Source organism: Pseudomonas sp. FG43, from assembly GCF_057809175.1.
In genome coordinates, this window is sequence record NZ_JBMDJL010000014.1 from 149,694 (window position 1) to 164,622 (window position 14,929).

Annotated in this window: 10 protein-coding genes and 1 tRNA gene; 4 read left to right on the top strand and 7 right to left on the bottom strand. The window is 59.7% G+C overall.

Going from position 1 to position 14,929, the window contains the following annotated elements; genetic code table 11:
- Positions 1-2: 2 nt before the first annotated feature.
- On the bottom strand, positions 3-1,346 hold the full coding sequence (gene pvdM, locus ACODS3_RS17375; protein ID WP_201002620.1) for a pyoverdine-tailoring dipeptidase-like protein PvdM: 1,344 nt from the start codon (positions 1,344-1,346) through the stop codon (positions 3-5).
- Between the two features lie 183 nt (positions 1,347-1,529).
- Here pvdM and pvdP point away from each other — a divergent pair, with 183 nt between their 5' ends.
- Entirely contained in the window at positions 1,530-3,173 is a 1,644-nt protein-coding gene (gene pvdP, locus ACODS3_RS17380; protein WP_201020430.1) for a pyoverdine maturation tyrosinase PvdP, read from the top strand.
- Positions 3,174-3,319: 146 nt separating this feature from the next.
- On the opposite strand, the gene ACODS3_RS17385 is transcribed toward pvdP, so the two are convergent.
- The 6 genes from ACODS3_RS17385 to ACODS3_RS17410 all read right to left on the bottom strand — a co-directional run bounded on the left by ACODS3_RS17385 (position 3,320) and on the right by ACODS3_RS17410 (position 10,542).
- Complete coding sequence (locus ACODS3_RS17385; RefSeq protein WP_304575388.1) at positions 3,320-4,714, bottom strand: efflux transporter outer membrane subunit; 1,395 nt, start codon at positions 4,712-4,714, stop codon at positions 3,320-3,322.
- 7 nt (positions 4,715-4,721) lie between these two features.
- Positions 4,722-6,695 (bottom strand): MacB family efflux pump subunit, encoded by a 1,974-nt coding sequence (locus tag ACODS3_RS17390; protein WP_201020428.1) that lies wholly within the window; start codon positions 6,693-6,695, stop codon positions 4,722-4,724.
- Complete coding sequence (locus tag ACODS3_RS17395; protein WP_221607172.1) at positions 6,696-7,868, bottom strand: efflux RND transporter periplasmic adaptor subunit; 1,173 nt, start codon at positions 7,866-7,868, stop codon at positions 6,696-6,698.
- A gap of 201 nt (positions 7,869-8,069) precedes the next feature.
- Positions 8,070-8,564 carry a hypothetical protein gene (locus ACODS3_RS17400; RefSeq protein WP_201002610.1) on the bottom strand — a complete coding sequence of 165 codons (495 nt, stop codon included), beginning with the start codon at positions 8,562-8,564 and terminating at the stop codon, positions 8,070-8,072.
- Positions 8,565-8,739: 175 nt separating this feature from the next.
- Positions 8,740-9,156, bottom strand: coding sequence for a hypothetical protein (locus ACODS3_RS17405; RefSeq protein ID WP_201002608.1), 417 nt, complete (start codon positions 9,154-9,156; stop codon positions 8,740-8,742).
- 189 nt (positions 9,157-9,345) lie between these two features.
- Complete coding sequence (locus tag ACODS3_RS17410; RefSeq protein ID WP_201020426.1) at positions 9,346-10,542, bottom strand: amino acid aminotransferase; 1,197 nt, start codon at positions 10,540-10,542, stop codon at positions 9,346-9,348.
- A 344-nt stretch (positions 10,543-10,886) separates the two neighbouring features.
- On the opposite strand from ACODS3_RS17410, the gene uvrB reads away from it, so the two are divergent.
- From uvrB to ACODS3_RS17425, 3 genes are all read left to right on the top strand, one after another.
- Positions 10,887-12,902 carry an excinuclease ABC subunit UvrB gene (gene uvrB, locus ACODS3_RS17415; RefSeq protein ID WP_489035448.1) on the top strand — a complete coding sequence of 672 codons (2,016 nt, stop codon included), beginning with the start codon at positions 10,887-10,889 and terminating at the stop codon, positions 12,900-12,902.
- 152 nt (positions 12,903-13,054) lie between these two features.
- The gene (gene gltX / locus ACODS3_RS17420; protein ID WP_201002603.1) at positions 13,055-14,536 is read left to right on the top strand and encodes a glutamate--tRNA ligase; all 1,482 of its coding nucleotides are present in this window, start codon (positions 13,055-13,057) and stop codon (positions 14,534-14,536) included.
- Between the two features lie 178 nt (positions 14,537-14,714).
- Positions 14,715-14,790: transfer RNA gene (locus tag ACODS3_RS17425), tRNA-Ala, on the top strand.
- Positions 14,791-14,929 lie beyond the last annotated feature (139 nt).

Here is a 14,929-nt window from a genome sequence, read left to right on the forward strand (position 1 = left end):
GTTCATTGGCGGGTGACCGGTCTGGCCGAGTTCTGCACCTGCTCCCAGACCCGCAGGAAGTTGCCACCCCAGAGCTTGGCAATGTCGGCTTCGGCATAGCCGCGCTCGATCAGTTCGGCGGTCACGTTGCGGATCTCGCTGACATCCTTGAAGCCATCCACGCCGCCGCCATCGTTGAAGTCGGAGCTGATGCCCACGTGATCGATGCCGATCTTCTTCACCGTGTAGTCAATGGCGTTGACGAAGTCCTTGACGGTGGCCTTGGGCTCTTCTTCGAGGATGGCGTACAGCTTGCTGGCGTAAGCACCGAAACGTTGCTCCGGCCAGACGGTAATGATCGCGTCGCCCGGCATCAGCGCCATGGCCAGGTTCGGCAGTGGCGGCAGGTCGAAGTCCTTGCGCAGCTTGTTGAGCTTGTCCTGGGTCTTCTGGGTCAGGGGTTTCAGGTAGGCCGGGAACGCCACGACCTGCACCACGCCGCCACTCTGCTTGATGAGCTGCAATTCCTCGTCGCTCAGATTACGTGGAATGTCCACCAGCGCCCGTGGCGCGGAGTGCGAGGCGACCATGGGTGTGCGGCTCAACTGGCTGACCTGCTCCAGGCCCTTGGTCGACATCTGTGACACGTCGATGATCACGCCCAGATCATTCAGGCGATGCACCGCCTGCTTGCCGATCTCGGACAGCCCGCCCAGCGGGTCCTGGGAGTCATTGAAGAACGGCAACGGACGAGAAGAGTCCGCCCAACTGTTGTTGCCCACATAGCTGAAGCCGAACATGCGCATGCCGCGCGCCGTCCACTGGTCCAGCAGATTGATGTCGTTGCCCAGCGGGTAGGCGTTGAGCATGCTGATGAAAATCGCAAACTTGCCTTCGCCATGCAGGCGGCGCATGTCGTCCGGGGTGTAGGCGATGCCGACCTGGTTCGGGAAATCGCGGACCATGCCGGTGATGATCTTGTAGCGGACCTCTTGCTGATGGCGCGCCTCATCCACGAAGCCCGGTGTCGGGCGGTGCGGTGCATTGGGGCCGTTCCAGATTTCCGGCCAGCCAAATACCGTCAGTGCCGCACCCGACAAACGCCCGCGTGCGGTCTTCACCAGATCGAATTGCCCGGAGCCATCCTTGTCCGCTTCGTTGCGCTCGCTGCCGAACTTCAAAGGCACGGTGATGTGGCTGTCAAAGGAAATGATTCGTTCCTGCAGCTCTTCGGCCTGTTTCATCACCTTGACCGGGTAACCCGATGGCGACCAGTAATTCCAGGCCAGCCAGCCTGCGCCTGCACTGATCGCCAGAGCCAGGGGCAGGCCAATGAAAAGAGCCTTTTTCCAACGCGGTTTTGTCATTGCCATCTCTTTCAGGTTCGCCGTTCAGAAGCACGCACAAGGGCCTTTGCTATCTGGGGAGAACGAGCGGATGACGGAAAAATTTAGCGCGGATGCAGTTCGCGGTTCTGCCCCTAAATTTCTCCGTCGATGCTACGTCCTAGCTTGGATAAAGACCGTTTCGGGGCGTTAACAGGTAGGGCAATGACGATTTCTCGACGAGGTTTTATAGCGGGCCTGGCGCTGACCGGTGCTGCGGTACCGGCTGCTTATTACGCACATCGCGAACTCACGCGCGTCGAAGAGCCCGTTACACCGGGGGAAGCGACTGCCGCAGCGGCCGACACCGCCACCCAGAGGCTGGCCGATAAGCTGCGCGGGATATGGGATATCCGTTTCGAGGGGCGTGATGCTGGACTGGCCGGAGCACCGCTCAAGGGCCTGGAAATGTTCCTGGACATTGCCCCGCGTGGTCGTGGCCTGCGGGGTTATATCGACACCGCTGAGCGTCTGCGTGGCGAGGCTGAGCCGCGCTTCCGGGTGATCGGCGACCTGCGTTCTGCCGACGCCTCGAAGCTGTATTTTCGGGTCATTGACGGCCATCTCGATGACAGCCCGCAAAGCGATGCGCCGGACTATGAATTCAGCATGGTTCTGGATGAAGTCTGGGGCAGCTTCGGTAATGCGGGCAGCGGCACCTTGAGTGGGCGCATCGAGCGTCTGGATCGTCCGCTGGCGTTGCCTGAGCTGGAAAATCGTTTTATTGCCACCAAGCAAGTGTTCCCCGAAGCCCGTGACCGTATCGGGCTGACGCCGCCGTTTCTGGCCTGGCTGGTTTCAAAGGAGCATCGCCTGTTTCACCAGCTCTGGCATGCCAGCCGCGACAAGTGGCATCGCCTGCCCGAAGAAAAACGCAATGCCCTGCGCGGTATCGGCTGGCAGCCAGGTCCGCGAGACAAGGAGCGCGATGCCCGTGGTGAGCGCAAGGACCGTAATGGCTCGGGCATCGACTTTTTCTATATGCATCGGCACATGCTGATTCAGGCCCGTCAGTTTCAGGAGCTTCCTTCCTGGCCGCGCTTTCCCTTGCCGCAACCGGAGCTGGAGCGGGATCGTCAGGGCTTTGCCCGTTACTTCGATAATCACGATGGCTGCGCGTTGCCACCGCCCTGGCAGGCCAATGGCGATGCGGAATATAGCCAGTTGGTCAGCGATATCAAAAGCGACGAGACATTCAGCACGCATTTTCAGGCGTGGGAATCCCAATACCGGGACCCGCGCTTCTTGTCGAAACTGACCCTTGGCCAGTTCGGTTCCCAGGTTGAGCTGGAGCTGCATGACTGGTTGCACATGCGCTGGGCGTCCGTTGCGCGAGACCCTTCAAATGGCGAGCCGGTGCCCATGGCCCGTGACTCGGCGGATTTCGCGGCACGCTGGTTCGAGCCGGAAAACGACTTTCTCGCTGACCCGTTTTCATCCCATGTGCATCCGGTGTTCTGGATGTTCCATGGCTGGATCGATGACCGGATCGACGACTGGTTCCGTGCCCATGAGCGCTTTCATCCGGGAGAGGTGAGCCGTCTTGAGGTCAATGGCGTGCCATGGTTCGCGCCGGGGCGCTGGGTTGAGATCAGCGATCCCTGGCTCGGCCCGCAGACTCATGGATGCAGCACCACACCGGGCCTGAATGCCGGGACCACCATGGAAATGGACCCGGAGGTCATGAAACTGGCGCTGCGCATTACTTTTGCGGCCGATGACAAGCTCGGCAACCTCCTGCGCCGCGTGCCGCGTCGGCCGTGGTATGCGAGGAACCTGCTGCCGGAGAAGTGGTTTGGCGGGGTTTGATTCCTGAATCTGTAGGATCGAATTTATTCGGGAAGGCATTATTTCTTCAGATAAAGATGCGGCGGATGTACAGGCCCTTTCCCGGATAAATCCGGTCCTACTCTAGTACGGTGCAAATCTGTAGGAGCGAATTTATTCGCGAGACATTAGTGAAGGGTTTGTGTCCAACCGCCACCCAGGGCCTTGTACAACGCAATACTTGCCTGCACCCTCGACAGCCGAAGCTGCACGCTCACATCCTGGGCCAGATACAGCGTGCGTTGGGTTTCCAGCACGGTCAGCAAATCCTCCGCGCCAGCCTCGTAACGGCTCTGGGCGATGCGGAATGCGGTCTGGGCCTGTTTGAGTTCTTCGTCGTGCCAGTACCTTTGCTGGTCCAGGCCGCTGATGCTGTTCAAGGCTTTCTCCACGTCGGCGAAGCTGTTGATGATCGCGCCGCGATAGGTTTCCAGCAGTTCTTCCTGGCGGGCCGTGGCCTTGTCGCGCTCTGCGCTCAGGCGTCCGTTATTGAAGATCGGTCCGGTCAGGCCGGCAGCCAGACTGCTGAAGGGCGCTCGCAGCCAGTCTTCGGCCCGAACCACCTCCGTGCCTAAAGTAGCGCTCAAGGTCAGTTTGGGCAGCAGGGCAGCGCGGGCTACGGTGACATCGGCTTGGGCGGCGGCCAGTTCGGCTTCGGCCTTGGCGATGTCAGGACGACGGGTCAGCAGTTCGCTGGGCAGCCCTGTGCCGATCTGTGGCCAGCTCAGGTTCTCGAAATCCTGATTGCCCAACTGCAGATGTTGCACGGGTTGGCCGAGGAGGGCAGCGAGGGTGATCTGTTGCTCATTGGCCAGTTGCTGAATACGCGGCAGTTCACGTTGTTGAGTTGCAACCAGGTTCTTCTGCTGAGCCAGTTCCAGTGCCGTGGCGGAACCCGAGTCGTAGCGAGTCTGCACCAGTCTCAGCACGTTCCTGGCATTGGCCAGGTTCAGCTCGGCGATATGGCTCTGCTCTCTGGCTGACAGGGTTTGCGCGTAGCGATCGGCCACGCTGCTGAGCAGGGTCAGTTCCACCGTGGCCCTGTCGAACTCACTGGCTTTCAAACTTTGTAGCGCACTGTCCCGAGCGGCGGATACGCCACCCCAGAAATCCACTTCGTAACTGGCGGTCAGGCTGGTGGTAAAGGCGTCGGTATTGTTGTCATCCGAAGGGCTGGCCTTGCGGTCGCTGCTGCGCAGGAACTTGTTGCGCTCGCCCCGGATGTCGTAAGTGAGTTCAGGGCGCGTGGGTGCTCCGGCGATGGTCGCCGTTGCCTGAGCCTGACGTACACGGGCCATGGCGGCGGCGACTTCATGGCTGTTGACCCGGGCCTGTTCGATCAGGCGGTTCAGGTCCGGGCTGCCGAATTGTTGCCACCACTGAGCATCAGTGCGCTGCAAGGCGGCGCCTTGGGCGAATTCCCAACTTGGCGGTGGCTGGATGCCGCTGTCGATGGAGGGTGTAGAAGTGTTGCAGGCCGCCAGCAGCAGGCAGCAGGTCAGCAAGGTGAGGGTTGGCTTCATCGATAGATCATTCGCTGGTTAGGGCTGCAACCGGATCGAGCCGGGCAGCTTTGCGGGCAGGCATGAAACCGAAGACCACGCCGGTCACCAATGCACAGGCAAAGGCCCCGACAACGGCAAACAGCGAAAACGCCACGGCGATCTTGCCGAGCAGCAGCGCTGCGCCCATGCCGAGGGCCAGTACGATGCCAGCCAGCCCGCCGACCACCGAGAGCATCACGGCTTCGGTGAGGAACTGGCGCAGAATGTCGCCCTGGCGTGCGCCGGTGGCCATGCGGATACCGATTTCCCGAGTGCGTTCCCGTACGGTCATCAGCATGATGTTCATTACGCCGATACCGCCCACCAGCAGCGAGATGGCGGCAATCGAGCCGAGCATCAGCGACAGGGTGTTCTGGGTCCGGGCTTCGGCCTGGATCATTGCGGCGTTGTTGGTCAGTTCATAATCGTTCTTGCCGTTGTGCAGGCGCTGCATCAGGTCATTGATCGAACGTTCGGCTTCCTTGACCTTGCCGGCATCCTTGGTGGCGATGGCGATGTATTCCGGGTTCTGGGTACCGAACAGCCTGATGCTGGCCGAGGAGTAGGGGATGGCAATGCGGTTGTCGCTGTCCAGGTCGCCGGAACTGGCGCCTTTTTCCTGCAGGACGCCAACCACCTGGAAGGGCACGTTCTCGATCAGGATGTACTGGCCGATGGGGCTGGCCATATCCTTGAACAGCTTTTGCCGGACCTTATGGCCGATCACTGCCACGGCTGCTGCGTTTCTTTCGTCGGCTTCGGTGAAGTAACTGCCTTCGACCACCGGCCAGTTGAAGATGGCCGGGAAGTGCGTGTCGTTGCCGCCCACGTAGCTGGAGTGATCGGCATTGCCAAAGCGCACGCCTGCCTGTCCGCCATTGACCGGCATGATCATTTTCACCTCGGGCAGTTCGCCCAGTGCGGCGACTTCCTCCAGCGTGATGATGCCTTTGGGAGTGCGCGGGCTGGGGGATTTGCCGTTGAGGTAAATGATGTTGGAGCCGAAGGACGACATCTGCGCCATGACCTGACGCTTGCTGCCTTCGCCCACCGCCAGCATGACCACCACCGAGGCAACGCCGATCACGATGCCCAGCAAGGTCAGTGCGGTACGGAACCGGTTGATCCACATCACCCGCCAGGCGGCCTGGATGGCATCGAGCAATTCACCTTTCCAGGCGCCATTGCGGGTACTGCCTTCGCTCAGGCGCTGGCGCAGGTCGACGGCCTGCAAGGCGGCCGGATTGGTCGGGGCTTGTGCCTGCGGGTTGCCGGATGCCGTATCGCTGACGATCAGGCCATCACTGACTTCAATGACGCGCCTGGCGCGGGCGGCGACTTCCCGGTCGTGGGTGATCAGAATCACCACATGCCCCTGGCTGGCGAGTTCGTCCAGCAGGGTCATGACTTCTGCGCCGCTATGGCTGTCCAGTGCGCCGGTAGGTTCGTCGGCGAGGATGATATGCCCGCCATTCATCAGCGCCCGTGCGATGGAAACCCGTTGCTGCTGGCCGCCGGATAGCTGGTGCGGGCGGTTTCCGGTGCGCGAGGCCAGCCCCAGTCGGTCGAGCAGGGCGGCGGCGCGGGCATGGCGTTCAGCAGCGGGTGTTCCGGCGTAGATGGCTGGCATCTCGACGTTTTCCTGGGCCGAGCCCGACGGAATCAGGTGATAGCCCTGAAACACGAAGCCAAAGGCTTCACGCCGCAACCAGGCCAGTTCGTCGCTGTCCAGCCCGGCCACATCTTCTCCGGCGAACAGATATTGCCCGGAGCTTGGGCGATCGAGGCAGCCGAGAATATTCATCATGGTCGACTTGCCCGAGCCGGAGGCGCCGACAATGGCCACAAACTCGCCGGCATGGATCGACAGGTCGATCCCTCGCAGCACGTTGACCAGCGGGCTGTCGCCACCCCCGTAGGATTTGCGGATATCCCGCAGGTCGATCAGCGGCGTTTGCATTCAGCCTCCGCTGCCGATGGACGGGCCGATCAACAGCCGGTCACCTTCATTCAGCCCTTCGAGAATCTGCACCCGCAAACGGTCGCTGATGCCGGTACGGACTTCACGGTTCTGTATGTCGCCGCTGGCGGTGAGAACCCGTGCGGTCTGCAGATCGGCCTGTGGTCCGCTTTTCAGGGCGGCAAGAGGAGCGGTCAGGGTGTTCTGGGCGCTATTGGCGACAAAGAAGATCTGCGCGGTCATTTCCGCCATCAGTGCCTGATCGGCATTATCGACATCCAGCAACACGGTATAGAGCACCACGCGGCCGCTGCCGTTCTTGCCCGAGCTGCTCGGGCTGCCGCCACCCTGATTGGCTTGCTCCAGAGGCTTGGGCGGCACCGGGAGAATCTGCCGCACCGTACTGCTCCAGCGCCGGGTACCGCCGCTCAAGGTGGTGAAGTAGGCGTTCATGCCGGGTTTGACGTGGCCGATATCGGCTTCGGACACCTCGGCCCAGACGGTCATGGGCGAGAGGCGGGCGATGCGCAGGATCAGCGGTGTCTGCTGCTGGGCATTGAGGGTCTGGCCTTCCCGTGCATCCAGCGCGACCACGGTGCCGGACATCGGCGCGTAGATGCGGGTGTAGCCCAGCGCGGCTTCGTCACTGCGCAGGCTGGCCTGGGCCTGGAGAATCTGCGCCTTGAACATGTCGACCCGTGCCTGAGTGGCGCGAAACTCGGATTCGGCGGCCTGCACATCCTCGGCGCGAGTGGCACCACCGGCAGCCAGGCTTCTCTGACGCTGCTGTTTCTGCTGGGCCAGTTCGTGCAGGGCACGCTGCTCCTGAAGTTGCGCCTTGAGGTTCTCAATGGCATAGCGTGCGGCGTCGAGCCGGGCCTTTTGCGTGGACGGATCGATCTCCACCAGCAACTGGCCTTCCTTGACCTGATCGCCGACCTGCGCGTGGATCTTCATGATCTGGCCGGTGGCCTGGGAACCCACATCCACATAACTGCGCGGTTGCAGAGTGCCCAGCGCCGTCACGCTGCTTTGAATGTCGCTGCGGGTGACGAGCGCGGTGGCTGCATCGTTGTTGCCCGAAGGCATGATTTGCCAGGCGCATACGGCGATGACCGGAAACATGCACAGCGCCAGAAGGACGGCGCGTCCAGGGTGTCGAGAGCGTTTCATGCAGGGTTCCTGCTTGGAGAATTCAGCCCGTCGGCAGGCGACGGCCACGGGAACTGTCCATTAAACGAGGAGCGGGGGCGGGAATTTAGCGGTATGAGTCAGCAGGTAAGGGCGCCGTGTCTTTTGTCGGAAGGCTCCAGAAGGGGGGTGGTATGGGTAACAGGAGCCCATACCACCCAGGCTTTCTGTTTTGCGTCGCAATCAATAAAAAAGCCCGACATTGTCTTGTTTTCTACCTTCCAGCTTTCCCCAGGGGTCACTAGGGAGGTAGACCTGGACTTTCGTCGCCGTTGAATTACTGAAAGGGAGAGTGGCAAGTTGGGAGTTGGTATTAGTGGTTTTCCCCAGTAAACCATTGGCCACGGCGCGAACCAGAAGGTGCTCGCAGTTGTTGGCCCCTTTCAGATACATGGAGTGCCCGCCCGACACGGTCGGCAGGCAATAGGCGCACAAGATGTTTTTCGCATAGGCATTGGGTATGCCCATGATATGGAAGACTTCCGTACGGCTTTTCCATCTGTCAAAGGCATTATCGGCATAGCCCACATAGGTTGAGTTCTCATGGGTGTTATGAATGATATATATGCAGGCGGTGGTAGCCGGTGCCGGGTTACTTGAATTCGTGATGGTGGTGCCGCAGGCAGGTCCCATGTTCCATGCGTTCTGTGTCTGGAAGTAAAATTCTACTGTGGCCATAAAACGCTCCAATGCCTGACCTGAAATCAAAGAAGTGATACGCAGTTTGTAAATAAGGTGTTGTGTTGTTTTTCCATGCTCAAAGCGTTGCGGTTTTACAGGAGCACACTCATGAAAAAGGGAAGCCAGACTTGCGTCTGCTTCCCTTGTTGTCCTAATCGGCGTGCGCCAATACTTACTGCGACATCATGAAATGGATTTTGTAGTTGTAAGGTGCCGACCATTTCTTGGAAACGTATTCATAGCAGGCACCATCCGATAGTTGTCCGTAACCCTTGGCGCTGCTGGTGTATTGCGGGCCGGTCGAATATTCCTTGTGGCCTGCCTGGAATCGGCATCCGCCGGTGGACTGGCCGCTCGCATAATCAGCCTGCACATCGCTGCTGCTGAAGCCGGATGGCGCGATGAACGTGACGGTTTGATAAGGAGCCAGAGTGGACGGGAAGCCGCTGGTTGAAGAAACAAGCGTCAAGGTCTTTGGCGTGTTGTTCTGCATGGTGACTTCAATGACGGCCGCCATCGATGCCAGTGGGCTCAGCGACAGGGCCAGGGCTGCTGCAGTGAAGGGGAGTTTGAAAGATTTGAACTTCATGTAATCTCCGTATTGTCCTGAATACATTCTGATGCAGGCGATATCGCCTGCTTGTCCATGTGGGCTTTCATCCAGAAAACCACGGACAGATTAGCGGCCCTGCCGGAAATAACTTGAGGTGTTTTTTGCAGGTACAAAAAAAGGAAGCCGGACTCTCGCCCGGCTTCCCTTTCATGTTGCAGTGCAGATTTACAGCACTTGCTTGATCGCGTCACAGACCGCGTCGATGTTCTTCTGGTTCAGTGCTGCCACGCAGATACGGCCGGTATCCAGAGCGTAGATACCGAACTCGTTGCGCAGGCGTTGAGCCTGTTCGGCGGTCAGGCCCGAGTAGGAGAACATGCCGCACTGACGGCCGACAAAGCTGAAGTCCTGACCGGCCGGGTTGTTGGCCAGACGCTCGACCATGGCTTTGCGCATGCCGTGGATACGCACGCGCATTTCGCCCAGTTCTTCTTCCCACATGGCGCGCAGTGCCGGGTCGTTGAGGACCGCAGCAGAGATGATTGCGCCGTGGGTCGGCGGGTTGGAGTAGTTGGTGCGGATCACGCGCTTGACCTGGGACAGGACGCGGGCGGTCTCTTCTTTGGACTCGGTGATGATCGACAGTGCGCCGACACGCTCGCCGTACAACGACAGGGACTTGGAGAACGAGCTGGAGGCGAAGAAGGTCAGGCCCGAATCGGCGAACAGACGGACTGCCAGTGCATCTTCGTCGATGCCTTGACCGAAGCCCTGGTAAGCCATGTCCAGAAACGGTACGTGACCTTTGGACTTGACCACTTCCAGAACCTTTTTCCAGTCTTCCAGAGTCAGGTCGACGCCGGTCGGGTTGTGGCAGCAGGCGTGCAGCACAACGATGGAACCGTTCGGCAGGTTTTGCAGGTCTTCGAGCATGCCGGCACGGTTGACGTCGTGGGTCGGAGCATCGTAGTAGCGATAGTCCTGAACCGCGAAGCCCGCCGCTTCGAACAGGGCACGGTGGTTTTCCCAGCTTGGATCGCTGATGGCGACCACGGCATTTGGCAGCAGGCGCTTGAGGAAGTCTGCGCCGATTTTCAGAGCGCCAGTACCGCCGACGGACTGGGTGGTCAGCACGCGGCCGGAGGCGATCAGTGGCGAGTCGGCACCCAGCAGCAGTTTCTGCACGGCCAGGTCGTAGGCCGAGATACCGTCGATTGGCAGGTAGCCGCGAGGAGCGTGTTGTGCCACGCGAATCTTCTCGGCCTCGGCAACTGCGCGCAGCAGCGGAATGCGCCCGTCTTCGTCACAGTAGACGCCCACGCCAAGGTTGACCTTGGTGGTGCGGGTGTCGGCGTTGAATGCTTCGTTGATACCCAGGATCGGATCGCGGGGCGCCATTTCGACAGCGGAGAACAGGCTCATTGTTTGCGGCAGCTCTGAATGAAGAGTGAAGGGGAGTGCAGTGCATGCTCCGACAGAATGCGCCAGAGCGGTGCACAAACGGGGAGTCAGTATAAAGAGCATCCACTCCGGGAGCGACAGGGCGTAACAGGTTTTTTCAAGGTTTTTCCGGCTTATGGGACAACGTTCGTCTATTCGATAGGCAATCGATGACTTGAAAGATGAGTATATGGCTCCATCTACACTGCATCACTTCAAGCACTGCACGTCCTTCCCGGCGGGATCGGGCGTTGGCGGTGATTTCGTTTTTGCGTGTAGGCTCTGCGCAGACGAACCCTTTGCGCGAACGAATCAAGAGGTAGGTCATGTCCGAGTTTCAGCTCGTCACCCGTTTTGAGCCAGCCGGCGATCAGCCCGAGGCCATTCGCCTGATGGTGGAAGGGATCGAGGCCGGGCTGGCGCATCAGACCCTGCTGGGTGTGACCGGCTCGGGCAAGACCTTCAGCATTGCCAACGTCATTGCCCAGGTGCAGCGCCCGACGCTGGTCCTGGCGCCGAACAAGACCCTGGCAGCCCAGCTATATGGCGAGTTCAAGACGTTCTTCCCCAATAACGCGGTGGAATATTTCGTCTCTTATTACGACTACTACCAGCCTGAAGCCTATGTGCCGTCGTCGGACACCTTCATCGAGAAGGATGCCTCGATCAACGACCATATCGAGCAGATGCGTCTTTCCGCGACCAAGGCTCTGCTGGAGCGCAAGGACGCCATCATCGTCACCACGGTGTCCTGCATCTATGGCCTGGGCAGCCCGGAAACCTATCTGCGCATGGTCTTGCATATCGACCGTGGCGACAAACTCGACCAGCGGGCCTTGCTGCGCCGTCTGGCGGACCTGCAATACACCCGCAATGACATGGATTTTACCCGGGCGACCTTCCGGGTCCGTGGCGATGTCATCGATATCTACCCGGCCGAATCCGATCTGGAGGCGATCCGCGTCGAACTGTTCGATGACGAAGTGGAGAGCCTGTCGGCGTTCGATCCGCTGACAGGGGAGGTGATTCGCAAGCTGCCGCGTTTTACCTTCTACCCCAAAAGTCACTATGTAACGCCGCGCGAGACGCTGCTTGAAGCGATGGAAGGCATCAAGGTCGAGCTTCAGGAGCGTCTGGAATACCTGCGCAACAACAATAAGCTGGTGGAAGCCCAGCGTCTGGAGCAGCGAACCCGTTTCGATCTGGAAATGATTCTGGAGCTGGGTTACTGCAACGGCATCGAAAACTACTCGCGCTATCTTTCGGGCCGCCCGTCGGGAGCACCGCCGCCCACGCTTTACGACTATCTGCCGCCTGACGCCTTGCTGGTGATCGATGAATCCCACGTCAGCGTGCCGCAGGTCGGCGCGATGTACAAAGGCGACCGCTCGCGCAAGGAAACCCTGGTGGAATATGGCTTCCGGCTGCCTTCGGCGCTGGATAACCGGCCCATGCGTTTCGACGAGTGGGAGGCGGTCAGCCCGCAGACCATATTCGTTTCGGCCACGCCCGGCAATTACGAGGCCGAGCATGCGGGGCGTATCATCGAGCAGGTGGTGCGCCCGACAGGGCTGGTGGACCCGCAGGTCGAGATTCGTCCGGCGCTGACTCAGGTCGATGACCTGCTCTCGGAAATCACCAAGCGTGTGGCGCTGGAGGAACGGGTGCTGGTCACGACCCTGACCAAGCGCATGGCCGAGGATCTGACCGATTACCTGGGCGACCATGGGGTGCGGGTCCGGTATCTGCACTCGGACATCGATACCGTTGAGCGCGTCGAGATCATCCGCGATCTGCGTCTTGGGGCTTTCGATGTGCTGGTGGGGATCAACCTGCTGCGTGAAGGCCTGGATATGCCGGAAGTGTCGCTGGTGGCGATTCTCGATGCCGACAAGGAAGGTTTTTTGCGTTCCGAACGCTCCCTGATCCAGACCATTGGTCGGGCCGCGCGTAACCTCAATGGTCGGGCGATTCTGTATGCCGACCGTATTACAGGCTCCATGGAGCGGGCCATTGGCGAGACTGAGCGGCGTCGTGAAAAGCAGATCGCCCACAACCTGGCCCATGGCATCACGCCCAAGGGCGTCATCAAGGACGTGGCGGACATCATGGAAGGCGCGACGGTCCCCGGTTCGCGCAGCAAGAAACGCAAAGGCATGGCCAAGGCCGCCGAAGAAAATGCCCGCTACGAGAACGAACTGCGTTCGCCCAGCGAAATCACCAAGCGTATCCGGCAACTGGAAGAGAAGATGTACCAGTTGGCCCGGGATCTGGAGTTCGAGGCCGCGGCGCAGATGCGCGACGAGATCGCCAAATTGCGCGAGCGGTTATTGGCAGTTTGATGGGGTATTGGGGCCGCCTCTGTCGCTGCCAAGGCCCCTCCCACTTCAGCCTTGTGCAAGTTTCGTGGGAAGGGGCTTGCCCGCGAAGCTTTTACCCGTGCTGGAGCGCCTGTTAAGATTCCGCGCTTGATCGATCTATTTCGGAATTTTTCATGACCACCGTTCGCACTCGCATTGCGCCATCACCCACTGGCGATCCCCACGTTGGCACCGCCTACATCGCGCTTTTCAACTACTGCTTTGCCAAGCAGCACGGTGGCGAGTTCATCCTGCGTATCGAAGATACCGATCAGTTGCGTTCGACTCGCGAGTCAGAGCAGCAGATTTTCGATGCATTGCGCTGGCTGGGCATTGAGTGGAGCGAAGGTCCGGATGTTGGCGGGCCTCATGGTCCGTATCGGCAGAGCGAGCGGGGCGAGATTTATCAGAAGTACGCTCAGCAACTGGTCGATCTTGGTCATGCCTTCCCTTGCTTCTGTACCGCTGAAGAGCTGGACCAGATGCGCGCCGAACAGATGGCCAGGGGCGAGACGCCGCGCTATGACGGTCGTGCCTTGCTGCTCTCCAAGGAGGAAGTGCAACGTCGTCTGGATGCAGGCGAACCGCACGTCATCCGCATGAAAGTGCCGACCGAAGGCGTTTGCGTGGTGCCGGACATTCTGCGTGGCGAAGTGGAGATCCCTTGGGATCGCATGGACATGCAGGTGCTGATGAAGACCGATGGCTTGCCGACCTACTTCCTGGCCAACGTGGTCGATGACCACCTGATGGGCATCACCCACGTACTGCGTGGTGAAGAATGGCTGCCGTCCGCGCCGAAACTGATTCTGCTCTATGAGTACTTCGGCTGGGACAAACCGCAGCTGTGCTACATGCCGCTGCTGCGTAACCCCGACAAGAGCAAACTGTCCAAGCGCAAGAACCCGACGTCGGTGACGTTCTACGAGCGCATGGGCTTCATGCCCGAGGCGATGCTCAACTACCTGGGTCGCATGGGCTGGTCGATGCCGGACGAGCGCGAGAAGTTCTCTCTGCAGGAAATGGTCGATAACTTCGACCTGTCCCGTGTCTCCCTGGGCGGTCCGATATTCGATATCGAGAAGCTGTCCTGGCTCAATGGCCAGTGGCTGCGCGAGCTGCCTGTCGAAGAGTTTGCCAGCCGGGTGCAGAACTGGGCGCTGAACCCCGAATACCTGATGAAGATCGCGCCCCATGTTCAGGGTCGTGTCGAAACCTTCAGCCAGATTGCGCCATTGGCCAGCTTCTTCTTCGCGGGCGGCGTGACGCCGGATGCGAAGCTGTTCGAGCACAAGAAGCTGTCGGGCGATCAGGTCCGCCAGTTGATGCAGTTGATCCTCTGGAAGCTTGAGTCCCTGCGTCAGTGGGAGAAGGACCCGATCACGGCCTGTATCCAGGCCGTCGTCGATCATCTGGAGCTGAAGTTGCGCGATGCCATGCCGTTGATGTTCGCTGCGATTACCGGGCAGGCCAGTTCGGTTTCGGTGCTCGATGCGATGGAAATCCTAGGTCCGGACCTCACTCGTTTCCGTCTGCGTCAGGCCATCGATCTGCTCGGTGGCGTTTCCAAGAAGGAAAACAAGGAGTGGGAAAAACTGCTGGGCGCCATAGCCTGATGCAGTAGAGGATCACTGTGCGCTCGCAGGGCAGGGCGCACAGTGGTCGATTCGACCTCGGTTTTTCGGGGGCGAAGCGTTAAGTGTTTGTTATGTCGACGAAAAATTTTCAAAAATGTTGAAAATAAATTTGACAGGTTAGCGACTCACGCTTAACATGCGCCCCGTCCACTGATGTGGGGCTATAGCTCAGCTGGGAGAGCGCTTGCATGGCATGCAAGAGGTCAGCGGTTCGATCCCGCTTAGCTCCACCAAACAAAGAGTTTCAAGGTCGGCTACATTACCTTGAAACAGTACGATGACCGGAACCAGCGCCGGTCATGTACGAAAGAAGGTTTTGTCCCCTTCGTCTAGTGGCCTAGGACACCGCCCTTTCACGGCGGTAACAGGGGT

What these genes read in the sequence shown, in the direction of transcription:
- pvdM (WP_201002620.1), bottom strand. Translation starts at nt 1,346, where the DNA reads ATGACAAAACCGCGTTGGAAAAAGGCTCTTTTCATTGGCCTGCCCCTG.
- pvdP (WP_201020430.1), top strand. Translation starts at nt 1,530, where the DNA reads ATGACGATTTCTCGACGAGGTTTTATAGCGGGCCTGGCGCTGACCGGT.
- ACODS3_RS17385 (WP_304575388.1), bottom strand. Translation starts at nt 4,714, where the DNA reads ATGAAGCCAACCCTCACCTTGCTGACCTGCTGCCTGCTGCTGGCGGCC.
- ACODS3_RS17390 (WP_201020428.1), bottom strand. Translation starts at nt 6,695, where the DNA reads ATGCAAACGCCGCTGATCGACCTGCGGGATATCCGCAAATCCTACGGG.
- ACODS3_RS17395 (WP_221607172.1), bottom strand. Translation starts at nt 7,868, where the DNA reads ATGAAACGCTCTCGACACCCTGGACGCGCCGTCCTTCTGGCGCTGTGC.
- ACODS3_RS17400 (WP_201002610.1), bottom strand. Translation starts at nt 8,564, where the DNA reads ATGGCCACAGTAGAATTTTACTTCCAGACACAGAACGCATGGAACATG.
- ACODS3_RS17405 (WP_201002608.1), bottom strand. Translation starts at nt 9,156, where the DNA reads ATGAAGTTCAAATCTTTCAAACTCCCCTTCACTGCAGCAGCCCTGGCC.
- ACODS3_RS17410 (WP_201020426.1), bottom strand. Translation starts at nt 10,542, where the DNA reads ATGAGCCTGTTCTCCGCTGTCGAAATGGCGCCCCGCGATCCGATCCTG.
- uvrB (WP_489035448.1), top strand. Translation starts at nt 10,887, where the DNA reads ATGTCCGAGTTTCAGCTCGTCACCCGTTTTGAGCCAGCCGGCGATCAG.
- gltX (WP_201002603.1), top strand. Translation starts at nt 13,055, where the DNA reads ATGACCACCGTTCGCACTCGCATTGCGCCATCACCCACTGGCGATCCC.